This is a genomic window from Shimia marina (genome assembly GCF_001458175.1).
Classification (GTDB): Bacteria; Pseudomonadota; Alphaproteobacteria; order Rhodobacterales; family Rhodobacteraceae; genus Shimia; species Shimia marina.
Genome location: NZ_CYPW01000006.1, coordinates 462,798 through 483,536 on the forward strand (window position 1 = coordinate 462,798; position 20,739 = coordinate 483,536).

Genomic DNA, 20,739 nt, shown 5'->3' on the forward strand with positions numbered 1-20,739 from the left:
CACCACAATATTGGGGCGTGTTTTAGCTGAAATAGTCACTGAGAATCCGGCTGTAGATGGCTTTGAGCTGCTGAATTTGATCCACAGGCACCTGTTCATCCACCTGATGCATGGTTTTGCCCACAAGGCCAAATTCCACCACTGGGCAGTGGTGCTGCACAAAACGAGCGTCTGACGTGCCCCCGGAGGTTGAGAGCTCTGGGCGGCGGCCGGTTTCGGCCTCAACCGCCCTGCCCACCAGATCAGACAGCGCGCCGGGTGGGGTAATGAAACTTTCCCCGGAAATCGTGACTTTCATATCCACTGAAACACCAGTTTGGGCCGCAATAGTCTCTGCTTTTCCCTGCATCCAGGCCGTCAGGGATGCCCCGGAATGGGCGTCATTGAAGCGAATGTTCAGCGTCGCGCGACACTCTGCGGGGATCACATTGGTGGCGGGATTGCCGGTGTCCATCGTGACCACGGCCAATGTGGAGGCGTCAAAATGCTCGGTGCCTGTGTCAAGTTCGTGGCTGGCAAGCTGATCCATCAGCCGCGCCATCACCGGCACCGGGTTCTTGGCACGATGCGGATAGGCCGAATGCCCCTGCACGCCGGTGAAAGTGAAGTAGGCGGTCATGGAGCCGCGTCGCCCGATCTTCATCATCTCCCCCATCTCATTGGGGCAGGTTGGCTCCCCCACAAGACAGACAGACATCTGCTCCTGCGCGCCTTCCATATAATCGAGAAGCGCCGTGGTGCCATCAATGGCATCACCTTCTTCATCGCCGGTGATGGTGAGGATAATGGCACCGTCTGGCGGTGTGTTAGAGACAAAATCGATCGCCGCAGCCGCAAAAGCCGCCACGCCGGATTTCATATCCGTGGCCCCACGACCATACATGATACCGTCTTTGATTTCGGCCCCAAACGGGTCCACACTCCAGGCGGCCGCGTCTCCGACCGGCACCACATCGGTGTGTCCATTAAAACCAAAAGACCGCGCATGCCCCTTGTCGCCCCAACGGGCAAAAAGATTGGAGACCGCGCCCCGATCCACCCGTGTGCAATCAAACCCCGCTTCCGAGAGATACCTTTCAAGTAAGGTCAAAGCGCCGCCCTCTTCCGGCGTCACAGATGGGCATTGAATCAACTCTGCAGTCAATGAAGCGGCGTCTGTCTGGCGCATGGATATCCTCTGTCTCTCGCGGTGTTTGTTGTGGGTTGTGGCACAAGCCCGCTTGGCCCGAAAGCCACAATTCGGACACAAAGCGGTGCGCTGCCCTTAACAAATGCCAAAAACTGAGGTTTACTCAAGCCAATAACAAACGACCGAGGCAGGTCACCAGCAGTACGGCTTCTCAAAGCCAAAGATCCCCTCAAAGCGCAGCAGGACATGCGCGGGAATCTATAAGAACGCGCCCCTGTTTGGGCGTGGTCGGTTGCGTGGCGTGCCTTTGGCAGAGGGAGGCGCGCGACATGCCCAGATTGCCAGTGAACACAAACGCGTCCGCAATAGAGATGGCGGAAACGATTTTTGGGGATGACGTTACCATCCTGAATGCCAGTATCAATGTTCAGAACTCATCGTCAGGCATCTACACCAATGGCGATACGATCTCTCCGGGCGTCACGCCCAGCGACGAAGGCGTGATTCTATCCACAGGCCGTGCCACAAATTTCACCAACAGCAACGGGGCATTCAACCAGCGCACCAATCGGTCCTCAAACACCAACGGTGAAGATGACAATCCGGAGTTCAATGCGCTGGCCGGTGCGCGCACCTTTGACGCCTCTTATCTGGACGTGTCTTTTGAGGCGTCTGAGGCCGGTCAGATGACCATGCAGTTTGTCTTTGCCTCTGAGGAATATCCAGAGTTCACAAACTCTGTCTATCAGGATTTTGTCGCGGTTTCGATCAACGGGAGCTATGTGCCGCTGGCGATTGGCGATGGCGATGTCGACCCGCGCAACATCAACGCGGGTACAAACGAGAGCCTCTTTGTCAACAATACCGGCGGCATCTACAACACCGAGATGGACGGTTTCACACAGACCATGACCCTGACCTTCAACATCAATGAAGGGGTCAATGATCTGAGGATCGTGATCGCGGATGTGTCCGACAATCGCTATGACAGTTCCCTGCTGATTGCAGGCGGGTCCGTACAGACATCTCTGGTCGCCAATACAGATACCATAAATCTGGGCCTAAACGGCACACGCACGGTCAATATCTTGGCCAATGATGTGAACAACACCGGCAACAGCCTTACGATCACCCATATTCTGGGCCAACCCGTGAGCGCCGGGTCCACCGTGACCCTGCCCAGCGGCCAACAGATCACCGTGAATGGCAATGGCACCCTCACCTTGGTGGGGGACAATGATACAGAGGTGGTCAACTTCACCTATACGGTGGATGATGGCAACGGCACCACGGATGTGGGGTTTGTCACCGTCAATCAGGCCCCCTGCTTCACCGCAGGTACCTTTATTCGCACCCCCAATGGCGAAGTGCCGGTGGAGTGCCTTGAAATTGGCGATCTGGTAGAGACACTGGACAATGGTCCGCAGCCCATCCGCTGGATCGGCCGCCGTGAAGTGCCCGCAGAAGGCAAACTGGCGCCCATCCACATTGCCGCCAATACCTTTGGAGAGCATCGTGCGCTGGCGCTGTCGCCACTACACCGGGTGCTGGTACAAGATGCCTGGGCAGAGCTGTTGTTTGGCGAAGAGCAGGTGCTTGTGGCCGCCCGGGATTTGGTGAACGACACCACCGTCACCCGTGTTTCTGGCGGCACCGTGGAATACGTACATATTCTCTTTGACGAGCATCAGATCGTATTTTCCGAGAAGCTGGCCACTGAAAGCTTTCTGCCCGGCCCTCAAACGAAAGCCAGCTTTGAACCTGAGATCGTAGAGGAAATCGCGTCCATTTTCCCGGAAATGGATATGCACACCGGCACCGGCTATGGGCCAATGGCTCGCCGTGGTCTGCGCGCCTACGAAGTGGCCGCCCTCAGCAACTGGGCTGCGGAATGAGTTGGATCGGATTGACAGATGGGCAAAACAGCTGGTTCGCCCCTGACGGTCTTGCGCAGCTGTGCAACGACCAGAGCGCAGAACAGCTGCCTGCGCACCAAATAGCTTCCAATGTACCTCTGCGACAAGGCAGTCTCGTGGCGGAAACCCATGTGTCACCTTATGATCGGCCGCAGACCTTGCTGGGTGTCACCTCGCCCGATGGCACAGGTTTCCGGCTGACGTTGCAGGCGGTGCCGGGGGGCGGCGTTGTGCTGGTGATCCACAAGGGCGGCAAGACCTGCCACGCCGCCGTCAATCTGGATACAGGCGGGCGGGCGGATGTGCTGCGCGTGACCTATTCATGGGAAACCTCCCATGGGCTTGGTCGGTTGACGGTGGAACAACCCGGCACCTTCCGCGTCATACAGCGCACCCTTGAAGACCCTGTGGCCCTGAGCCTGCAAGACATGAAGACCTGCATTCAAACCGAGGGCGCGCGCGTCATGTCCAGTGACATGTCCTTTCTGGCCACCTCAAACCGCATCGAACCCATCGGGCCCATGCCCAGCCTTGCGGCAGACGTTCCTATCATGACAGCAGATGGCTATCGTCTGGCGGGGCGTTTGCAGCGCGGTGACGTGGTACAGACGGCCTCCGGAGCGCTGGTTCCGATCTTGGCAAAGGTCATCCGCACCGTGCCTGCTGCCGGTCAATTCACTCCCATCCGCCTGCGTGCGCCCTATTTCGGATTGTCACAGGATATTGTCACAAGCCCGGTACAGCGGCTGGTCATCGGCGGAAGTCGTGTAGAATACATGTTTGGCGCAGAGCATGTCTTGGTGCCCGCAGGCCATCTGCTGCATGGCAAAGCCGCCACGCGCGGCAGCCGTTTGCCACTGGCCACCTATTGCCAGTTCTTACTGCCAGATCACGAAGCCATTCTGGCCGCAGGTACCTTTGTGGAGAGTCTCAACATAGGGCGTCTGCGTCGACGGCGTGACATCCTGCGCGCAAGTATGATGTGGCAGTTTTCAAGCGCACGTCTCCCTGAACATGCCCGCGCGGCCTATCCTGAATTGCGAGAATTTGACGCGCTCACCTTGGCGGCTCAACGCGCCGCATGATCAATGTTCGGTTTGTTCACTTTCGCTTTCTTCCCCATGGAAGAAAGGCGTCATCTGGGCAACAACCACAGAGTTTTCATCCAACGCCCGCTGCATCAGCTCCCGTTCCTGACCATCAATTTCATGCCCCTGGGCTTCACGCTCTTCAATGGTGCCATATCCGGTCACGTCCAACGGGTTGAGGTCTGCCTGCTTGAGAATGGCCACGGTCTCGCGCACGGCCTCCGCTTCATCCACACCACTGGCATAGATCATCAAAGCACCACCGGTGGCCTCTTCCGGCAGACCATCGCCATCCTTGCGCCCAACCTGCACCAACAGCGTGTAGACCTGTTGACGGTTTTTCTTTTTCTTCTCTGTGGTCATGTTCACGCCTTTCCTGATGACTGAGCCCTTAACGCGCGCCGGGGTTGCCGGTCAACTCCTGGCCCAATACTGACGCTGAGCAAGCTCCACTCTATCAAGTTTTAAATACTATTCCGCCCTCCTCCAAAGTGGTCAGTCACCTTTTTGAAAGGGTTCGCTCTCAATCTTCGCGAGTACATTGCGTCGCATTGCACGCCTTAAGAGTTGCACTTTCCCAAAAGCCAGCCGTCGGCTTGCTGAGCAGCGCTTAAAAAACAGATGAGGACGCAAGGCCCCAAAGTATCAGGGGCACCAACTATTTTATAGATCACCACGGAGAGCACTATGCCGACTGCGTCCGAACTCCCAATTGATACACATGCAACCGATATGGAAATGGCCGAAGCAATTTTCGGCACTGGGATAGAAATCAAGTCTGCGAGTTACACTGGGCATAGCCAATCATCTGGCATTTACTCTGATGGCGATGACGTCGCATCCGCACTGACGCCGTCAGATACCGGCGTAATCCTGTCCACTGGACGCGCCGCTTCTGTCACCAACAGCTCTGGTGATGCGAATATTTCTCACAGTACAACCGGGCGTATGTACACCAAAGGTGACAAAGACCTGAGCGAGCTCGGTGGTGGCAAAAGCTATGACGCCGCAGTTCTGGAAGCCAGCTTCGTACCCGAAGGCAACACGCTGACCATGCAGGTGGTGTTTTCTTCCGAAGAATATCTCGAATGGGTCGATACCGGGTTCAACGACGCGGTCGGCATTTGGGTCAATGGCGAACCCGCCGCACTCACTGTGGGGGATGGCGATATCACCATCGACAACATCAACACTGAGGACAACAGCAACCTCTATATCGACAACCCCGCTTCTGGCGAAGTGGCCAATACCGAAATGGATGGGTTGACCATCACGCTCACCCTCAAAGCACCGGTCAAGGCAGGAGAAGTGAACACGATCAAGATCGGCATTGCCGACATCGGCGACCGCAGCTACGATTCAAATCTGTTGATCGCCGGAAATTCGGTGCAATCCGCCTTGATTGCCACAGATGATGCCGTGGACATTGGCAGTGGTGCGACACGCACTGTGGATGTGCTCTCAAATGATACAGGTCCAGACGGGGCCACGCTGACAATCACCCATATCAACGGTCAGGAAGTCAGCGCAGGCGACAGCGTCACACTGGCCACTGGCGAGGTTGTGACCCTCAATCCGGATGGCACGCTCTCCATCACCACCGACGACGATCTGGGCACCAACGTCTTCACCTATCAAGTTGAAGATTCAGAGGGCAACACCGACACCGGCTTTGTAAAAGTAACGACCACAACGGCGCCCTGCTTTGTAGCTGGCACAAAAATTGTCACCCAATCGGGGCTCGTGCAGGTCGAAGAGCTCAAATCGGGTATGAAAGTGCTGACTCGTGACAACGGGTTTCAATCCTTGGTATGGATCGGAACCAGCACACGCATAGCAATGGGCAAAGACGCGCCCATTCACTTCGCCAAGGGCGCACTTGGCACACATGACGCGGTTGAATTTTCTCCCAATCACCGCATTCTTTTGAAATCTTCACGCGCTGCGATGCTATTTGGCGAGTCCGAAGTGCTGGTGAAGGCGAAAGATCTGGTGAACGGCGCTTCCATCACTATTCGCGAGGATTGCGCGCCAGTGACCTATGTGCACCTGCTGTTTGAACGCCATGAAATCGTGCGCGCCAATGGTTTGGACAGCGAAAGCTATCATCCGGGGCAGGAAACTCTGGACAGCTTTGATCTCGAAACCCGCGATGAAATTCTGCGATTGATGCCAAACACCGATGCGCTCATGGGATACGGCTATGGTCCGTCTGCCCGTATCTCCCTGCGCGCTTTTGAGGCGCAAGCGCTTATAACGGCCGCATAGGCTCAAAGCGGGGGTGATTGCGTGGCTTTTGCGCCATGTGCCCCAAGGTCTGGCATTCCGGCGGTTGACCCAATGCAAAAAGGCGCGCAAGGGAAAGCCGGAACAATCCCGGTACTGACCATGCGCTTCCTTGCCGTCGCTTTCTTCACGCTTCTGACATGTCTCCAACTGATTGTGCCCGCCTGGGCGCAATCAGGCGAAACACTTGTCTTTGCGACGGTGGATCGGCCCCCCTTTGCAATTCTCGAAGAGTCAGGACCAGCCGGTTTCAGCATCGATCTCATGCGCGCCATCGGAGATGATCTGGGCATGAACATCCGCTTTGTCGCCCAAGACAGTTTCGCCGATATGCTGGAGGTGGTGCAGAGCGGAACGGTCGATGGGGCGATTGCCAATATCTCCATCACCGCCTCTCGCGAAACCATCATGGATTTCAGCCAGCCGATCTTTGAAAGCGGCATTCAAATCCTGATGCCCGCCGAAACAGGCACGCTGGCCCGTGTTGGTGGTCTGCTCACCCGTGAAATCCTCACCGCCATCTTGGTGGCCATGGGGCTGCTGTTTGGTGGCGGTATGATCATGTGGGTCTTTGAAAGACACCATCAGACCTATTTTGATCGCCCCGCCAAAGACGCGCTTTTCCCCTCGTTCTGGTGGGCGCTCAATCTGGTGGTGAACGGCGGCTTTGAAGAGCGCATGCCACAATCCCGTCCGGGGCGATTTTTCGCGGTGCTTCTGGTGATTTCAAGCCTCTTTGTGGTGTCGGTCTTTGTGGCCACCATCACCGCAGCCGTGACCGTCGAAGTGCTGCATGACTCCGTCGACTCCATCAATGATCTGGATGGGCGCAATGTCGGCTCTGTCGAAGGCTCAACCAGTGCGCGCTTCCTTGATACCCGTGACATTCGGTTTCGCGCCTACACCACACCGCAAGACATGCTCGCCGCTTTCCAACAGGGCACCATCGACTCTGCCGTGTTTGACGGCCCCATCCTCGCCTATTTTGTGCGCAATGAGGCGCGCAATTCTGCCCGGCTGATTGAGCGCGTCTATCGCCCGGAAAACTACGGCATCGCCCTGCCCACCGGCAGCGCCCTACGTGAAGCGATTGATCAATCGCTGCTAAAACTGCGCGAAGATGGCACTTATGACACGCTACTGGAAAAGTGGTTTGGGGCCACATTCCGCCGATAGCAGCCCGCCACATAACAAAAGCCCGCCTGACACAGCAGACGGGCTTTCAATGTCATTCATCACGCCGGGGTTTAGTCGCGCAGCAGCTCGTTGATGCCTGTCTTGGAGCGGGTTTTTGCATCCACGCGCTTCACAATCACCGCGCAATAGAGGCTGACACCGTTCTTGGACGGCATGGAACCCGCAACAACCACCGAGTACGGCGGCACCTCGCCATACATCACTTCACCGGTTTCCCGATCCACAATCTTGGTGGACTGACCGATGAAGACGCCCATGCCCAGCACGGAGCCTTCACGCACGATACAGCCTTCCACAACCTCAGAACGCGCCCCAATGAAACAGTTGTCTTCAATGATGGTTGGTCCAGCCTGCATCGGCTCCAGCACGCCACCAATGCCAACGCCGCCGGACAGGTGCACGTTTTTGCCGATCTGCGCACAGGAGCCAACTGTGGCCCATGTGTCGACCATAGTGCCTTCATCAACATAGGCCCCCAGATTCACAAAAGACGGCATCAGCACCACACCGGGCGCGATAAAGGCGGATTTGCGCACAACACAGTTCGGCACGGCGCGGAAGCCTGCGGCCTGCCATTGGTTTTCGCCCCAGCCTTTGAACTTGCTGTCAACCTTGTCCCACCAGCCGGAGCCTTGAGGGCCGCCGTCCTGCAGCTCCATATCCTTGATGCGGAAGCCGAGCAGAACCGCTTTCTTGGCCCATTGGTTCACATGCCAGTCGCCGCTCTCCAGCTTTTCCGCAACGCGCAGGCTGCCGCTGTCCAGAGCGTTCAGCGTGTCTTCAATCGCTTCACGGGTTTCGCCGGTGGTGGCAGATGTGATCGTATCGCGCGCATCCCATGCGGCTTCGATGGCGCGTTCCAGTTGGGCATTCGACATATTGGTAAGGCTCCGGATGACTTGGATTTGAGCTGTTCTAACGAGATCAGGCGCAGGCGTCACGCCTTCTTTGCGACACTTATTGGAAAGGGTCCGGCGCAATATTGGCGCCACAGACCAAGACAGCCACTTTTTCGCCCGGCGCAGGCACATAGGCGCCCGACATCAAGGCCGCCAGCGCCGTCGCCCCTGCGGGCTCCACCAGCTGGCGGTGCGCACGCCAAAGCGCCTCTTGGGCGCGGGTGATCGCCGCATCTGTCACCAAAACAGACTCCGCACCAGAGGACACGGCAAGGTCAAAACAGATCTGTCCAATCTTGCGCGCGCCAAGCGCATTGGCGGCCACACCAGAGACCTCCACATCCACAGGCGCGCCCGCAGACAAGGCCGCATTCAGCGCACAGGAGGTTTCCGGCTCCACCGCCACAATGCGGCGACGGCCATCAAACCAGGCCATCGCCCCGCCGATCAGCCCGCCGCCACCCACGGCAATCAGCACCGTATCTGCATCCAAGCCCTGCGCGTCCCATTCCAGCGCAACGGTGCCCTGTCCTGCAACCGTACCCAAAGCATCATAGGCGTGGATCTGCATCGCACCGGTGTCTTGCTCATAGGCCAAAGCCTGCTCCAGAGCCTCCGCATAGGCCCCCGGCACCACCACCAGATCAGCCCTGGCATCCCGGATCAGCGCCACTTTGGCAGGCCCCGCCATCTCCGGCACATAAATCCGCGCCTTGTGTCCCAGCTTATGCGCCGCATAGGCCACCGCCGCACCGTGATTGCCGCCAGAGGCCGCCACCAGTCCGGCTTCCGGCACATTGGACGACAACAACGTATTAAACGCACCGCGGGCCTTGAACGTGCCGGTGTGCTGCATCTGCTCCAGCTTCACTTGCACCGGATAAGACAGGTCAAATCCCTCTGTGATGGTCACAACAGGCGTGCGCAACACATGCCCTTTGATGCGCTCAGCAGCCGCTGTAATTTCCGCGCTCCAATCCATTTTCACATCCCTGTCACTGGTTTTGTCCGCGCGAACCCTATAGGCCTGAGACACACGCGCAAGAAGGATCACACCATGAAAGACGATCGCCGTCATCCGCTCTCTGATGCGCATTCAGACCGCGAATCCGCCGCCCATGTCCCCGACACCCCGCAAACCCGTGCGCCCTCCTACCGGCTGGCTTTTGCGGATGAGGATTTTCTCTGTCGCCCAGAGCTGCGTCCTGTGCGCCTGCAACTGGAGCTGCTAAAACCGGAGCTGGCGCTGGATGCCCACGGCATTGCAAGCACCGTTGTGCTGTTTGGGGGCGCCCGCATCCCCGAGCCTGCCAAGAAAGACAGCGCCCGCACGCAGACCCTCGCAGAGCTGTCGCGCTTTTATGACGAAGCCCGCAAATTCGCCAAGATCATGACGGAAACCGGCGATGGCAATGAGAATGTGATTGTCACCGGGGGCGGCCCCGGCGTGATGGAGGCGGGCAACCGTGGCGCGGTTGAAGCCGGGGGGCGCTCCATTGGCCTCAACATCGTTCTGCCCCATGAGCAGGCCCCAAATGAATATGTCACGCCGGATCTCTGCTTCAATTTCCACTATTTCGCCATTCGAAAAATGCACTTCCTGATGCGCGCCAATGCAATCTGCGTGTTCCCCGGTGGCTTTGGCACATTGGATGAACTGTTCGAAGCGCTGACGCTCATTCAGACCGGGCGCATGCAACGCGTGCCCTTCCTGCTGTTTGGACGCGCCTTCTGGGAAAAGATCATCAACTGGGACGCGCTGTCTGATGCCGGCACGATTTCCGAAGATGATCTGGACCTGTTCCGCTTCGTGGAAACCGCCGAAGAGGCCGTGGACGCGCTCAACAACTGGCAGGATTTTTCCCGCCGTGAGGCCCTGCCAGGGCGCTGATCCCTCAAATCATAGCGACCGAATGTCAAAACGCCCCGCAGAAAGCCGGGGCGTTTTTCGTTGGACGCCATGCGCCTTAGGTCTTGGGTGTTTTCGGCATTATGCCTTGGGCTTTGCCACTGCCAGAGAGGGGAAGAGATACTTGGGAAGCAAAACCCCCGCAATCAGCGCCCCAAGCCAGACAATCAGCGTCGCCGCCAAAAGGTTGGCCACACCGCCAATGGCAAAATCACTGACCAGCAGTTCCGTGATCAAAAGACCCGCAAAGGTCACAACCAAAGAAATCCCGCCCAGCAACTCCGGGATCTTCTTTTCGGACAATTTGCGGATGATCGGCAAGAGCACAACCGACACCACCGTGAACACCAAGACAACAATGACGCCGCCCAGCAACCCGATGGAAAATCCGGGCAAGAGCAGGCTGGCAAGAACCAAGCCAACAGCATTGGCAATCAAATGGGCGGCGGCAGACAAAACAAACTTGGGCATGGGGTGCCTCTCCTCATGGAAATCCCCCCAATCCTACCGAGTTTCTTTTATGGGTCCAAGCCGTTACGCAGTCAGCCCTGCGTCATACCCGCTTCGGCCTCAATCTGTTTGCGTGATTTACGGGCCCGTTCCGTTGCGGATTTGAGCTGACCACAGGCCGCCATGATATCTTCGCCGCGGGTTTTACGGATCGGGGAGGCATAGCCCGCCTGATAGATGATATTGGCAAAAGCACGAATACGATTGTTGGAGCTGCGCTTATAGGGCGCGCCGGGCCATTCATTGAACGGAATGAGATTGATCTTGGCCGGAATGTTGTAGCGTTTGATGTGATCAATCAGACGATGCGCATCCTCATCACTGTCATTCACCCCATCCAGCATCACATACTCAAATGTAATGCGCTCCGAATTGGACACTTTGGGATAATCCGCCAGTGCCTGCAGCAGCTCATCAATTTTCCAGCGTTTGTTGATCGGCACCAGCACGTCACGCACATCATCCGTGGTCGCATGGAAAGAGATCGCCAAGAGGCATCCAATTTCTTCGGCTGTGCGCGCGATTTCCGGCACCACACCCGATGTGGACAGCGTGATGCGGCGACGGGAAAGCGAAATGCCTTCCGGGTCCATGGCGATCTTCATCGCATCGCGCACATTGTCGAAGTTATAAAGCGGCTCCCCCATGCCCATCAGCACGATATTGGACAACAGACGCGTTTCATCCTTTGGTGCACCGGGCACAGGCCATTCGTTCAGATCATCCCGTGCCATCATGAGCTGCCCAATGATTTCAGCCGCCGTCAGATTGCGCACAAGCTTCTGTGTGCCAGTATGGCAGAAGGAACAGGTCAGCGTGCAGCCCACTTGGGAAGAGATACACAGCGTGCCGCGATCATCCTCGGGGATGTAGACCACCTCAACCTCATGCCCACCGGCAATGCGCACCAGATATTTGCGCGTGCCATCCTCAGACACCTGTTTGGTGATCACCTCAGGAATGGCGATCTCAAAGGTTTCATCCAGCTCGGCGCGATAGGCTTTGGACAGGTTGGTCATCGCATGGAAATCACGCACGCCCCACTGGTAGATCCACTGCCAGATCTGGCCCACCCGCATCTTGGCCTGCTTTTCTTTGGTGCCATTCGCAATCAGCGTTTCGCGCATCTGCTCACGCGTCAACCCAACGAGGTTGATCTTGCCACCTTCCGGCAGCTTGCGGGGAATGGTCATCACGTCCTGCGTGATTGGCGCGGAGGTACTCATGGCTCTGGGACTCATCTGGGAATTCAAGCGCTGCAGATACACCATTTAAGGGCTTTTGCAAATATTGCCAGAAAACACCCTTAACATCGTGATCAACTGACAGACCCTGTCAGTTGGCCTGTGCGACAGACGGCGCATCACATGACACAGAAAAGGAGCACCCCATGTCCGTGATTGAAATCGTGCGCTTTCGCCTGAACGCTGGCGTCACCTCGACACAGGCCACAGCTGCTTGGGAAAAGTCCCAAAGTTTTGCCCAAAGCCAGCCCGGCTTTCTGCGCCGCCGCATCGCCACAACCTCGGATGGGGAGTGGATCGACGAAGTGGAATGGGAAAGCCTTGATCACGCCCATGCCGCAAGCGCAGCGTTTGATCCGGAGGCCCATCCAGAATTGATGGACCTCGTGGCCATTCTGGATCAGACTTCCATGACCATGACCCATTACACCATCCAAGGCAGATCGTCTTAAAATGCGGCGGACCGATCGACTGTTTGAACTGATCCAATGCCTTCGGGATGGGCGGCTGCACACGGCCTCCGCTCTGGCAGAACAAATGGAAGTGTCGGTCCGCACCATCTACCGCGATATGGACACGCTGGTGGCCTCTGGCATTCCCGTGGAGGGAGAACGCGGGGTCGGCTATATTCTGCGCGCGCCAGTGTTCATGACTCCGATGTCACTGACCCAAGTGGAACTGGAAGCCCTGCATCTCGGCGCGGCGCTGGTGCGTCAGACCGCAGATGCCGAACTGCAAGAGGCAGCCGCGCGGGTGCTCACCAAAGTGGACCAAGCCATGCCAGAACCCCTGCCGGGCGCGTTGGATGGCTTTGGCAAAGAGATTTTTGCCGCGCCTGCCGTGGCCGCAAGTTTTGCCAATATGCCGCTATTGCGCCAAGCTATTCGGGAACAGGAAGTTCTGCTGATCGCCTATGACACCCTCGACGGACGGCACAGCCGGAGGCACATACGCCCCCTGCAAATGGAATATTGGGGACGCGCTTGGACCTGCACGGCCTGGTGTGAATTGCGCACCGATTTTCGTGTCTTCCGCATCGACCACATTCAAACAATTCTGCGCACCGATAGGCGTTTTGAGATCACAGCAGAGACCTCCTTGTCACGCTATATGGAACGTTTTGCGCCTGAGTAGCCTCTTTTATTGCTGGCTACGCCCGGTTTCTGACAGCCACCACACGCGCCGCTTCCTGCCGGTCAAGCCGACGGCGCCATTTGTCAGAGCGCGCTTCCAGTGCGAGAAGCTCAGGGAACAGACGCGCCATGTCATCTGCCTGAACTGTCTCAAACAGATGGATGCTGTCCTGCACATGCCGCATGTCCACCTGTAGCCCATCCACCGTCAAAATCTGCGGCGTATCACAAAGCACCAGATAATATTCGTGAAGATCGCCCCCAAGATCGCCACCGGTCTGATCCTCTGTGATGCCGCGCCACCCGACCAGATCCCGAACCGGCACCAGCACCTCATGCGCGCCAAACACCGCATCAAACTCTGCGCCGCGCATCCAAATCCGGGCTTCTGGTGACACATAACAGTTGCGCACAGGCACATTGCGCCCCAGAGCCCCAGCCGGCACCATCACAGAGGGTGTATCCGCACGAAGCCGCCCCAACCAGCGCAGCGGTATCAGCCCCTTATCACGACTGACCAGATCATCGCCGATTTGCAGGGTTTCCACAGCCTTTTCACCATGGCGCGTGGCGATCTTTGCCCCCCGGCGCACAAGACTGAGGCCGGTCTCGGTGATGTCGATCCCCTGTGATGTGGCCTCCGCTGCGGTCTGTGCCGAATATGCCTGTGCCATTCCCTGCTCTCCCATGATCAATAGGATCACCCTGTGTTTCAGGCTGACCCTCCCCCATGGTGGCAATATGAGTTTAAAGAAAACCTTGGCAGAGGTTTACAAATCGTCAGTTACACCGCTTTTCCGCGTCTTCCACCGCCGCGGTAAAGCCGCGCAACGAGAATGTGTCGGCCGTCTGTGTGCCGCGCGAGGACCGCGCTTTAAAAGTGGCATCTGCGCCACGCTTCATCGCCGCGACAAGCTTGGCGTCATCACCAGCAGAGGCCGGCCAGGCCCATTCGCCATCCGTGATCATGACAAATTTCTGATCCCCGATGGTCACATCAACGGTGGAGCCACCGGCAAACGGGTATCCACCGGTGAAGCCAACCTGACCTTTGGCATCCGCATGTGGAACATAGGACACGAGCAGCAGGATATCGCTGCGACGCACGGCAACCACCTGACCACTGCGGGTGTTGACACTTTCTTTCGCTGTGCTCACCGCCCAGCATTCATTTTTGCCGCTTTCTTTATGTTCAAAAACGCTCCAATCGGTGATCGCATTCACCTGATTTTCGCTGGACGCCTGTGCCTGCGCGCCCGCTGCCCAAAACAGACCTGCACCGATTGCAAGGGCTTTCACCACATGTGATGTCATTTGCTCTACAGCCTCCCAGCTGTGATTTGCCTCATGGTTCCGCCCCTTGGCTTTTGCCATTTGTCACGGGCTGGAGTTTGTTTTACTCGATAGAGACAGTCTAGCCCAGTTTTGCCAACAGACAAAAGTCCCGAAGGCATAAAATTGCCCATGAAAGTGAGCCCACGATGACCCAAGCTGTCCCAATGACCGAAATCTGGCGCGGAGATATTCTGGAAAGCGTGCACAGCGGCCACGCCGTGGTCTGTCGGCCAGACGGCGAGATCGTTCACGCCTGGGGCGATCCGGAAGCCGTGGTGCTGCCGCGCAGCTCTTCAAAAATGATTCAGGCCCTGCCTTTGGTGGAAAGTGGCGCGGCAGATGCAGCAGGTTTGACCACACAGCATCTGGCCCTAGCCTGTGCGTCGCACAATGCTTCAAAGATTCACAATGACATGGTGCGCGACTGGCTGTCTCATCTGGGCTATGCGGACGAGGATCTGATCTGCGGCCCGCAGGAGCCGCGCGACATTGCCGTGCGCGATGATCTGATCCGCTGCAACGATCCGGTCTGTCGTGTGCACAACAACTGCTCTGGCAAACACAGCGGCTTTCTGACCCTGACCAAACATCTGGGGGCTGACAAAAACTATGTGTCCATGGATCACCCGGTACAGAAAGCGGTGCTCACTGTACATGAGGAGCTGACCGGAGAAACCAGCCCCGGCTATGGCATTGACGGCTGCTCCGCCCCCAACCACGCCAGCACACTCAAAGGCATGGCCCGCGCCATGGCCTTCTTTGCTGCCGCACGCGAGGGACAAGGCCCCCGTGAAACCGCCGCCGCGCGTTTGCGGGATGCCATGGCCACCCATCCTGAATATGTCGCGGGGGAAGGTCGGGCCTGCACCAATCTGATGCGCGCCATGGGGCACAAAGTGGCGATCAAAACCGGTGCGGAAGCCTATTTCATCGCCATTCTTCCGGAACAGGAACTGGGCGTCGCGCTGAAGATCATCGACGGCGGCACCCGCGCTGCGGAAAACGCAATTGCCGCCATTCTGGCCAAACTGGGCGTGCTGGATCCTGCCCACCCCGAAGCGGCCAAATATCTCGATGCGCCGATCCGCAACTGGGACGGGCTGCAAACCGGCCGCATGTGCGCCAGCTCTGCGCTGCGCTGATCCGGCGACCCTCCCGCCCACGGGCAGGCACCAAAGGTGCCGCCCGCGGTTGGGCCCGGCTCAGCCAAGGCTGAGCCTGACCGCGTGATACGCGGCCCCACCGCCTCGATCAGAACAGATCCCACAACAGCTTGAGCGCCAGCGCAACGGAGGTCACCACAAGCAGGGGGCGAATCAACCGCGCCCCTTTGGCCATGGCCATTTTTGCGCCCAGTCGTGCGCCCAGCACCTGCATCACGCCCATCGCGAGCCCAATTGCCCACAACGGATTGGCCACCAGCAAAAACCCCACAAGCCCCCCAACATTGGAAGCAAAATTCAAAAGCTTCGTATGCGCGGTGGCTTTGAGAATGCCGTAGCCGCCCAGCGCCACAAAGGCGATCATGTAAAAACTGCCCGCGCCGGGGCCAAGAATACCGTCATAAAACGCCACCACCGGCACGGCCGTCAGGGAAAACAGCACCGGCTTGAGCCGCGCCGTGCGGTCCATATCACTGGGGCCTTTGCGAAAGGCAAAAAACAGTGCGATGCCAATCAGAAGCAGCGGCAGGATCAGACGGATCCAATCGGTTGGCAGAACCGACACCGCCAGCGCCCCCAGAAGCGACGCGCAAAACGCCAGCAGCGCGGGCCCAATCTGCGCCTTCAGATCCACCAAGCCACTGTGCGCATAAGAAAACGCCGCTGTGCCAGAGCCAAACATGCCCTGAATCTTATTGGTGGCCAGCGCCTGCACCGGAGGTACGCCCGCGATCAGCAGCGACGGCACAGTGATCAACCCACCGCCGCCCGCAATGGCATCCACAAATCCCGCAAAAAACCCTGCCGCCAGCAGAAGCAGCAGCGCCTCAAGTCCAATGTCGAGCATGGTTTATTCCGTCACAAAGTCACTCTGGGCATAGCCTTGAATATAAAGCAGTGCAGTGAGATCGCCGTGATTGATGCGAATGTCACATTCCGCCGCAACAGAGGGCTTCGCATGCAAGGCCACACCGGCACCAGCAAGCCCCAACATGCCCAGATCATTGGCACCATCGCCCACCGCCATCACATCCCCCTGTGTCAGCCCCAGACGCACGGTGATCTCCTTGAGCGCCTGCACCTTGGCCTCACGTCCCAAGATCGGGCGCCCCACATCCCCGGTCAGCTTGCCTGCCTCCGTCAGCAAGGTGTTGGCGCGATTTTCATCAAAGCCAAGCGTGGCGGCCACCTTCTGAGTGAAGGCGGTAAAGCCACCAGACACCAGCGCAGCATAGGCCCCTTGCGCCTTCATCGTCGCCAAAAGCACCTTGCCGCCGGGCATGAAGCTGATGCGCTCGGCCAGCACTTTGGCAATCACCGCCTCATCCAGACCCTTCAAAAGCCCCACGCGCTCAATCAAAGCGCCTTCAAAATCCAGCTCGCCATTCATGGCCCGCGCGGTGATCTCCTTCACATGCGCGCCAACACCAGCCTCATCAGCCAACTCATCAATGCATTCCTGCTCAATCATGGTGCTGTCCATATCAGCCAGCAGCATCTTCTTGCGTCGTCCTTCCTGTGGCAACATCACAAGATCCACATCCATTTTTTGCAGATCCGCCCAGACATCCCACCGATTGTCGGGCAGCGCAGTCAGGGAAAACTCCGCCGCTTCCTCCGGGGCCAGCCACTGTGCCTCTCCGCCGCCCCAGGCATTGCGCAGGTTCTCCACCAGCTCCGCAGAAAGAGTGGGCGCACTCGGCGCAGTCAAAAGCGTTGCGATATACATCAGGGGCCTCAAGCGACAGATTTAGCAGGGTCGCTTCGCATAGAGCATGGCACCACGGTCATGACCAGACCCCAATCCATCCACAGCACCCGCGCATCCAGATTTGCTATACGGGCCCCAGCCAACCAAGAACGGAAGTTTCCGATAGTGGTCAAAATGCGTCGCTTTTGATCTGCAAACAGTCGGGATCGTGAATTTTCCCTGTTGTACATCCGCCGCGCGCCTTCTATCTCGGTTCGTGGGACACCTCTCCCCAACGAGAGGCATATATCTGTAAGGATAGCAGCAATGGCTACTCAGCAACCGGCAACGCGGCCGGCCAACCCGCGTTTTTCTTCTGGCCCCTGTGCCAAACCCCCCACATTTGATGTCACCAAACTCGCGAATGCCGCTCTGGGTCGCAGCCACCGTGCCGCTGTTGGCAAGGACAAGCTGAAATCCGCGATTGAAGGCACCCGCGAGATTCTGGGCATCCCCGCAGACTATCGCATCGGCATCGTCCCCGCATCTGACACCGGCGCAGTGGAAATGGCGCTCTGGTCGCTTCTGGGCGCGCGCAAAGTTGAAATGCTCGCATGGGAAAGCTTTGGCGCAGGCTGGGTCACCGACGTTGTGAAACAGCTGAAAATCGACGCCGAGGTGAAAACCGCAGACTACGGCCAGATCGTAGATCTCGCCACCGTGGACACGAAAAACAACGATGTTGTCTTCACATGGAACGGCACCACCGCCGGTGTGCGCGTGCCCAATGCGGACTGGATTGCCGATGACCGCGACGGGCTGACCATCTGTGATGCCACCTCTGCGGCCTTTGCAATGGATCTGCCGTGGGACAAGCTCGATGTGACCACCTTCTCCTGGCAGAAAGTATTGGGCGGCGAAGCAGCCCATGGTGTGATCGTGCTCTCCCCGCGCGCTGTGGAACGGCTGGAAAGCTACACGCCCCCTTGGCCGCTGCCAAAGATCTTCCGCATGACCAAAGGCGGCAAGCTGATCGAAGGCATCTTTACCGGTGCGACCATCAACACGCCCTCCATGCTGGCCGTCGAAGACTATCTCTTCGCGCTGGATTGGGCCAGGTCTGAGGGTGGCCTGAAAGGGCTGATCGCCCGTGCAGACGCCAATGCGCAGGCCATCTTTGAGTTCTGCGATGCCAATGACTGGATCGCAAATCTGGCCGAGGATGACGCCACCCGCTCCAACACCTCCGTGTGTCTGAAGTTCACTGATGCCCGCATTCAGGATGGTGCGGCCTTTGCGAAAGCCGTGGCCAAACGTCTGGAGGCGGAAAACATCGCACTGGACATCGGCGCCTATCGCGACGCGCCGGCCGGATTGCGCATCTGGTGTGGTGGCACAGTAGAGACCGCAGATCTTGAGGCCATGCTGCCATGGCTGACATGGGCCTTTGAGGCCGAAATCGCGGCACAATCACAAGCTGCCTAAGCGGTGCGCCCAGAGGGCACACCCTACGTAGGGTGCGCATTCACTGCGCACCTCACCTGACACAGATTTCTCAAAGGACGCTCATCATGGCTCCCAAAGTACTCGTTTCTGACAAACTCAGCGAAACCGCCGTTCAGATCTTCCGCGATCGCGGCATCGACGTCGACTTCATGCCAGACCTCGGCAAGGACAAAGACAAACTGGCCGAAGTGATTGGCCAGTATGACGGCCTTGCAATCCGCTCCGCCACCAAGGCAACAGCCAAGCTGCTGGAGAAAGCCGATAACCTCAAAGTCATCGGCCGCGCAGGCATCGGCACAGATAATGTCGACAAAGAAGCCGCTTCCAAGAAAGGTGTGATCGTGATGAACACGCCCTTTGGCAATATGATCACCACCGCCGAGCACGCGATTGCGATGATGTTTGCCGTGGCGCGCCAAATCCCCGAGGCGAGTGAATCCACCCACGCCGGAAAATGGGAAAAATCCAAATTCATGGGTGTGGAGCTGACCAACAAGACCCTTGGTGTGATTGGCGCAGGCAACATCGGCGGCATCGTGTGTGATCGCGCCCGTGGCCTGAAAATGAAAGTGGTGGCCTATGATCCCTTCCTGTCGGAAGAGAAAGCCAACAAGATGGGCGTCGAAAAAGTGGAGCTGGACACGCTGCTGGCCCGCGCCGATTTCATCACGCTGCACGTGCCCTTCACCGATGCCACGGCCAACATCCTGTCCAAGGAAAACCTCGCCAAAACCAAGAAAGGCGTGCGCATCATCAACTGTGCCCGCGGCGGTCTGGTAGACGAAGAGGCGCTGGCCGAACTGCTGAAATCGGGCCATGTCGCGGGCGCTGCCTTTGATGTGTTCTCCGAAGAACCCGCGAAGGAAAACGCGCTGTTCAACTTGCCCAACGTGGTCTGCACACCGCACCTGGGCGCTGCCACCACCGAAGCGCAGGAAAACGTCGCGCTGCAGGTGGCGGAGCAGATGTCCAACTACCTGCTGACCGGTGCTGTCGAAAACGCCCTGAACATGCCGTCTGTGACCGCAGAGGAAGCCAAGGTCATGGGGCCATGGATCAAACTCGCCGATCACCTCGGTGCTTTCTCCGGTCAGATGACGGATGAACCGATCAAAGCCATCAACATCCTCTATGATGGGGTTGTGGCCGATATGAACCTGGCCGCGCTGAACTGTGCGGTTGTGGCCGGCATCATGAAGAAGGCCAATCCTGACGTGAACATGGTCTCCGCCCCAGTGGTGGCCAAGGAGCGTGGCATTCAGATCTCCACCACCAATCAGGACAAATCCGGCACCTTTGATGGCTATATCAAAGTGACGGTGGTGACCGACAAACGGGAACGCTCCATCGCGGGCACGGTCTTCTCTGATGGCAAGCCGCGCTTCATTCAGATCAAAGGCATCAACATTGACGCCGAAATTGGCGCCAACATGCTCTACACCACCAACGAAGACGTGCCCGGCATCATCGGGACCCTGGGTCAGACTCTGGGCGACAATGGGGTGAACATCGCGAACTTTACGCTTGGTCGTGCAGATGTGGGTGGCGAGGCAATTGCGCTGCTCTATGTGGATGAGCCCGTTCCCGCAGAGGCCCGTGCCAAACTCGCGGAGACAGACATGTTCCGTCAGATCAAACCATTGGCCTTTGACGTTGCTTAATCCGCAACGGTCATAAAAGCTTCATCTGCGCCGCCCTGTTCCGGGCGGCGCTTTTTGTTTAAGCCTCTCCTGA

At 57.9% G+C, this 20,739-nt stretch carries 20 protein-coding genes; 10 read left to right on the forward strand and 10 right to left on the reverse strand.

Translation table 11 applies throughout. From position 1 onward, the window contains the following. Positions 1–22: 22 nt before the first annotated feature. A complete protein-coding gene (gene dapE / locus SHM7688_RS04080; RefSeq protein ID WP_058238706.1) occupies positions 23–1,168 on the reverse strand; it encodes a succinyl-diaminopimelate desuccinylase in 1,146 nt (381 codons plus the stop codon). 290 nt (positions 1,169–1,458) lie between these two features. Here dapE and SHM7688_RS04085 point away from each other — a divergent pair, with 290 nt between their 5' ends. Continuing rightward, positions 1,459–3,024, forward strand: a complete 1,566-nt coding sequence (locus SHM7688_RS04085) for a Hint domain-containing protein (RefSeq protein WP_058238707.1) — start codon at positions 1,459–1,461, stop codon at positions 3,022–3,024. Continuing rightward, the gene (locus SHM7688_RS04090; protein ID WP_058238708.1) at positions 3,021–4,130 is read left to right on the forward strand and encodes a Hint domain-containing protein; all 1,110 of its coding nucleotides are present in this window, start codon (positions 3,021–3,023) and stop codon (positions 4,128–4,130) included. The genes SHM7688_RS04085 and SHM7688_RS04090 overlap by 4 nt, the downstream gene beginning before the upstream one ends. Here the strand turns inward: SHM7688_RS04090 and SHM7688_RS04095 are convergent, their stop codons facing one another. After that, positions 4,131–4,496 carry a DUF8846 family protein gene (locus SHM7688_RS04095; protein WP_058238709.1) on the reverse strand — a complete coding sequence of 122 codons (366 nt, stop codon included), beginning with the start codon at positions 4,494–4,496 and terminating at the stop codon, positions 4,131–4,133. A 324-nt stretch (positions 4,497–4,820) separates the two neighbouring features. Here SHM7688_RS04095 and SHM7688_RS04100 point away from each other — a divergent pair, with 324 nt between their 5' ends. Both SHM7688_RS04100 and SHM7688_RS04105 read left to right on the forward strand, forming a co-directional pair. Further along, entirely contained in the window at positions 4,821–6,401 is a 1,581-nt protein-coding gene (locus SHM7688_RS04100) for a choice-of-anchor L domain-containing protein (protein ID WP_058238710.1), read from the forward strand. Between the two features lie 21 nt (positions 6,402–6,422). Beyond that, complete coding sequence (locus SHM7688_RS04105; protein ID WP_223229156.1) at positions 6,423–7,595, forward strand: transporter substrate-binding domain-containing protein; 1,173 nt, start codon at positions 6,423–6,425, stop codon at positions 7,593–7,595. A 71-nt stretch (positions 7,596–7,666) separates the two neighbouring features. Here SHM7688_RS04105 and dapD read toward each other — a convergent pair whose 3' ends face one another. Both dapD and SHM7688_RS04115 read right to left on the reverse strand, forming a co-directional pair. Then, the gene (dapD, locus tag SHM7688_RS04110) at positions 7,667–8,494 is read right to left on the reverse strand and encodes a 2,3,4,5-tetrahydropyridine-2,6-dicarboxylate N-succinyltransferase (RefSeq protein WP_058238711.1); all 828 of its coding nucleotides are present in this window, start codon (positions 8,492–8,494) and stop codon (positions 7,667–7,669) included. 79 nt (positions 8,495–8,573) lie between these two features. Next, positions 8,574–9,497, reverse strand: a complete 924-nt coding sequence (locus tag SHM7688_RS04115) for a threonine/serine dehydratase (RefSeq protein WP_058239000.1) — start codon at positions 9,495–9,497, stop codon at positions 8,574–8,576. A gap of 75 nt (positions 9,498–9,572) precedes the next feature. Between SHM7688_RS04115 and SHM7688_RS04120 the strand changes: the two genes are divergently transcribed. After that, positions 9,573–10,406 (forward strand): LOG family protein, encoded by an 834-nt coding sequence (locus tag SHM7688_RS04120; RefSeq protein ID WP_058238712.1) that lies wholly within the window; start codon positions 9,573–9,575, stop codon positions 10,404–10,406. A gap of 99 nt (positions 10,407–10,505) precedes the next feature. Here SHM7688_RS04120 and SHM7688_RS04125 read toward each other — a convergent pair whose 3' ends face one another. After that, positions 10,506–10,895: a phage holin family protein gene (locus SHM7688_RS04125; RefSeq protein WP_058238713.1), complete on the reverse strand. Its 390-nt coding sequence runs from the start codon at positions 10,893–10,895 to the stop codon at positions 10,506–10,508. Between the two features lie 71 nt (positions 10,896–10,966). Further along, positions 10,967–12,160 carry a dual-specificity RNA methyltransferase RlmN gene (rlmN, locus tag SHM7688_RS04130; protein WP_058239001.1) on the reverse strand — a complete coding sequence of 398 codons (1,194 nt, stop codon included), beginning with the start codon at positions 12,158–12,160 and terminating at the stop codon, positions 10,967–10,969. A 164-nt stretch (positions 12,161–12,324) separates the two neighbouring features. Between rlmN and SHM7688_RS04135 the strand changes: the two genes are divergently transcribed. Together SHM7688_RS04135 and SHM7688_RS04140 are read left to right on the forward strand one after the other, a co-directional pair. Further along, entirely contained in the window at positions 12,325–12,630 is a 306-nt protein-coding gene (locus tag SHM7688_RS04135) for an antibiotic biosynthesis monooxygenase family protein (RefSeq protein ID WP_058238714.1), read from the forward strand. Position 12,631: 1 nt separating this feature from the next. Then, a complete protein-coding gene (locus SHM7688_RS04140) occupies positions 12,632–13,312 on the forward strand; it encodes a helix-turn-helix transcriptional regulator (protein ID WP_058238715.1) in 681 nt (226 codons plus the stop codon). Between the two features lie 16 nt (positions 13,313–13,328). Here SHM7688_RS04140 and SHM7688_RS04145 read toward each other — a convergent pair whose 3' ends face one another. Then, positions 13,329–13,985 carry a Hint domain-containing protein gene (locus SHM7688_RS04145; RefSeq protein ID WP_058238716.1) on the reverse strand — a complete coding sequence of 219 codons (657 nt, stop codon included), beginning with the start codon at positions 13,983–13,985 and terminating at the stop codon, positions 13,329–13,331. Between the two features lie 106 nt (positions 13,986–14,091). Further along, on the reverse strand, positions 14,092–14,625 hold the full coding sequence (locus SHM7688_RS04150) for an invasion associated locus B family protein (protein WP_058239002.1): 534 nt from the start codon (positions 14,623–14,625) through the stop codon (positions 14,092–14,094). A gap of 167 nt (positions 14,626–14,792) precedes the next feature. On the opposite strand from SHM7688_RS04150, the gene SHM7688_RS04155 reads away from it, so the two are divergent. Further along, positions 14,793–15,788 (forward strand): asparaginase, encoded by a 996-nt coding sequence (locus SHM7688_RS04155; protein ID WP_058238717.1) that lies wholly within the window; start codon positions 14,793–14,795, stop codon positions 15,786–15,788. 109 nt (positions 15,789–15,897) lie between these two features. Here SHM7688_RS04155 and SHM7688_RS04160 read toward each other — a convergent pair whose 3' ends face one another. Together SHM7688_RS04160 and serB are read right to left on the reverse strand one after the other, a co-directional pair. Then, the gene (locus SHM7688_RS04160) at positions 15,898–16,656 is read right to left on the reverse strand and encodes a TSUP family transporter (protein ID WP_058238718.1); all 759 of its coding nucleotides are present in this window, start codon (positions 16,654–16,656) and stop codon (positions 15,898–15,900) included. A 3-nt stretch (positions 16,657–16,659) separates the two neighbouring features. Next, positions 16,660–17,538, reverse strand: coding sequence for a phosphoserine phosphatase SerB (gene serB, locus SHM7688_RS04165; RefSeq protein ID WP_058238719.1), 879 nt, complete (start codon positions 17,536–17,538; stop codon positions 16,660–16,662). Between the two features lie 288 nt (positions 17,539–17,826). On the opposite strand from serB, the gene SHM7688_RS04170 reads away from it, so the two are divergent. Together SHM7688_RS04170 and serA are read left to right on the forward strand one after the other, a co-directional pair. Beyond that, complete coding sequence (locus SHM7688_RS04170) at positions 17,827–18,984, forward strand: phosphoserine transaminase (RefSeq protein ID WP_058238720.1); 1,158 nt, start codon at positions 17,827–17,829, stop codon at positions 18,982–18,984. Positions 18,985–19,070: 86 nt separating this feature from the next. Further along, positions 19,071–20,666, forward strand: a complete 1,596-nt coding sequence (gene serA / locus SHM7688_RS04175; RefSeq protein ID WP_058238721.1) for a phosphoglycerate dehydrogenase — start codon at positions 19,071–19,073, stop codon at positions 20,664–20,666. Positions 20,667–20,739 lie beyond the last annotated feature (73 nt).

Coding starts and splice junctions, on each gene's coding strand:
- dapE (WP_058238706.1), bottom strand. CDS start 1,168: ATGCGCCAGACAGACGCCGCTTCATTGACTGCAGAGTTGATTCAATGC.
- SHM7688_RS04085 (WP_058238707.1), top strand. CDS start 1,459: ATGCCCAGATTGCCAGTGAACACAAACGCGTCCGCAATAGAGATGGCG.
- SHM7688_RS04090 (WP_058238708.1), top strand. CDS start 3,021: ATGAGTTGGATCGGATTGACAGATGGGCAAAACAGCTGGTTCGCCCCT.
- SHM7688_RS04095 (WP_058238709.1), bottom strand. CDS start 4,496: ATGACCACAGAGAAGAAAAAGAAAAACCGTCAACAGGTCTACACGCTG.
- SHM7688_RS04100 (WP_058238710.1), top strand. CDS start 4,821: ATGCCGACTGCGTCCGAACTCCCAATTGATACACATGCAACCGATATG.
- dapD (WP_058238711.1), bottom strand. CDS start 8,494: ATGTCGAATGCCCAACTGGAACGCGCCATCGAAGCCGCATGGGATGCG.
- SHM7688_RS04115 (WP_058239000.1), bottom strand. CDS start 9,497: ATGGATTGGAGCGCGGAAATTACAGCGGCTGCTGAGCGCATCAAAGGG.
- SHM7688_RS04120 (WP_058238712.1), top strand. CDS start 9,573: ATGAAAGACGATCGCCGTCATCCGCTCTCTGATGCGCATTCAGACCGC.
- SHM7688_RS04125 (WP_058238713.1), bottom strand. CDS start 10,895: ATGCCCAAGTTTGTTTTGTCTGCCGCCGCCCATTTGATTGCCAATGCT.
- rlmN (WP_058239001.1), bottom strand. CDS start 12,160: ATGAGTACCTCCGCGCCAATCACGCAGGACGTGATGACCATTCCCCGC.
- SHM7688_RS04135 (WP_058238714.1), top strand. CDS start 12,325: ATGTCCGTGATTGAAATCGTGCGCTTTCGCCTGAACGCTGGCGTCACC.
- SHM7688_RS04140 (WP_058238715.1), top strand. CDS start 12,632: ATGCGGCGGACCGATCGACTGTTTGAACTGATCCAATGCCTTCGGGAT.
- SHM7688_RS04145 (WP_058238716.1), bottom strand. CDS start 13,985: ATGGCACAGGCATATTCGGCACAGACCGCAGCGGAGGCCACATCACAG.
- SHM7688_RS04150 (WP_058239002.1), bottom strand. CDS start 14,625: ATGACATCACATGTGGTGAAAGCCCTTGCAATCGGTGCAGGTCTGTTT.
- SHM7688_RS04155 (WP_058238717.1), top strand. CDS start 14,793: ATGACCCAAGCTGTCCCAATGACCGAAATCTGGCGCGGAGATATTCTG.
- SHM7688_RS04160 (WP_058238718.1), bottom strand. CDS start 16,656: ATGCTCGACATTGGACTTGAGGCGCTGCTGCTTCTGCTGGCGGCAGGG.
- serB (WP_058238719.1), bottom strand. CDS start 17,538: ATGTATATCGCAACGCTTTTGACTGCGCCGAGTGCGCCCACTCTTTCT.
- SHM7688_RS04170 (WP_058238720.1), top strand. CDS start 17,827: ATGGCTACTCAGCAACCGGCAACGCGGCCGGCCAACCCGCGTTTTTCT.
- serA (WP_058238721.1), top strand. CDS start 19,071: ATGGCTCCCAAAGTACTCGTTTCTGACAAACTCAGCGAAACCGCCGTT.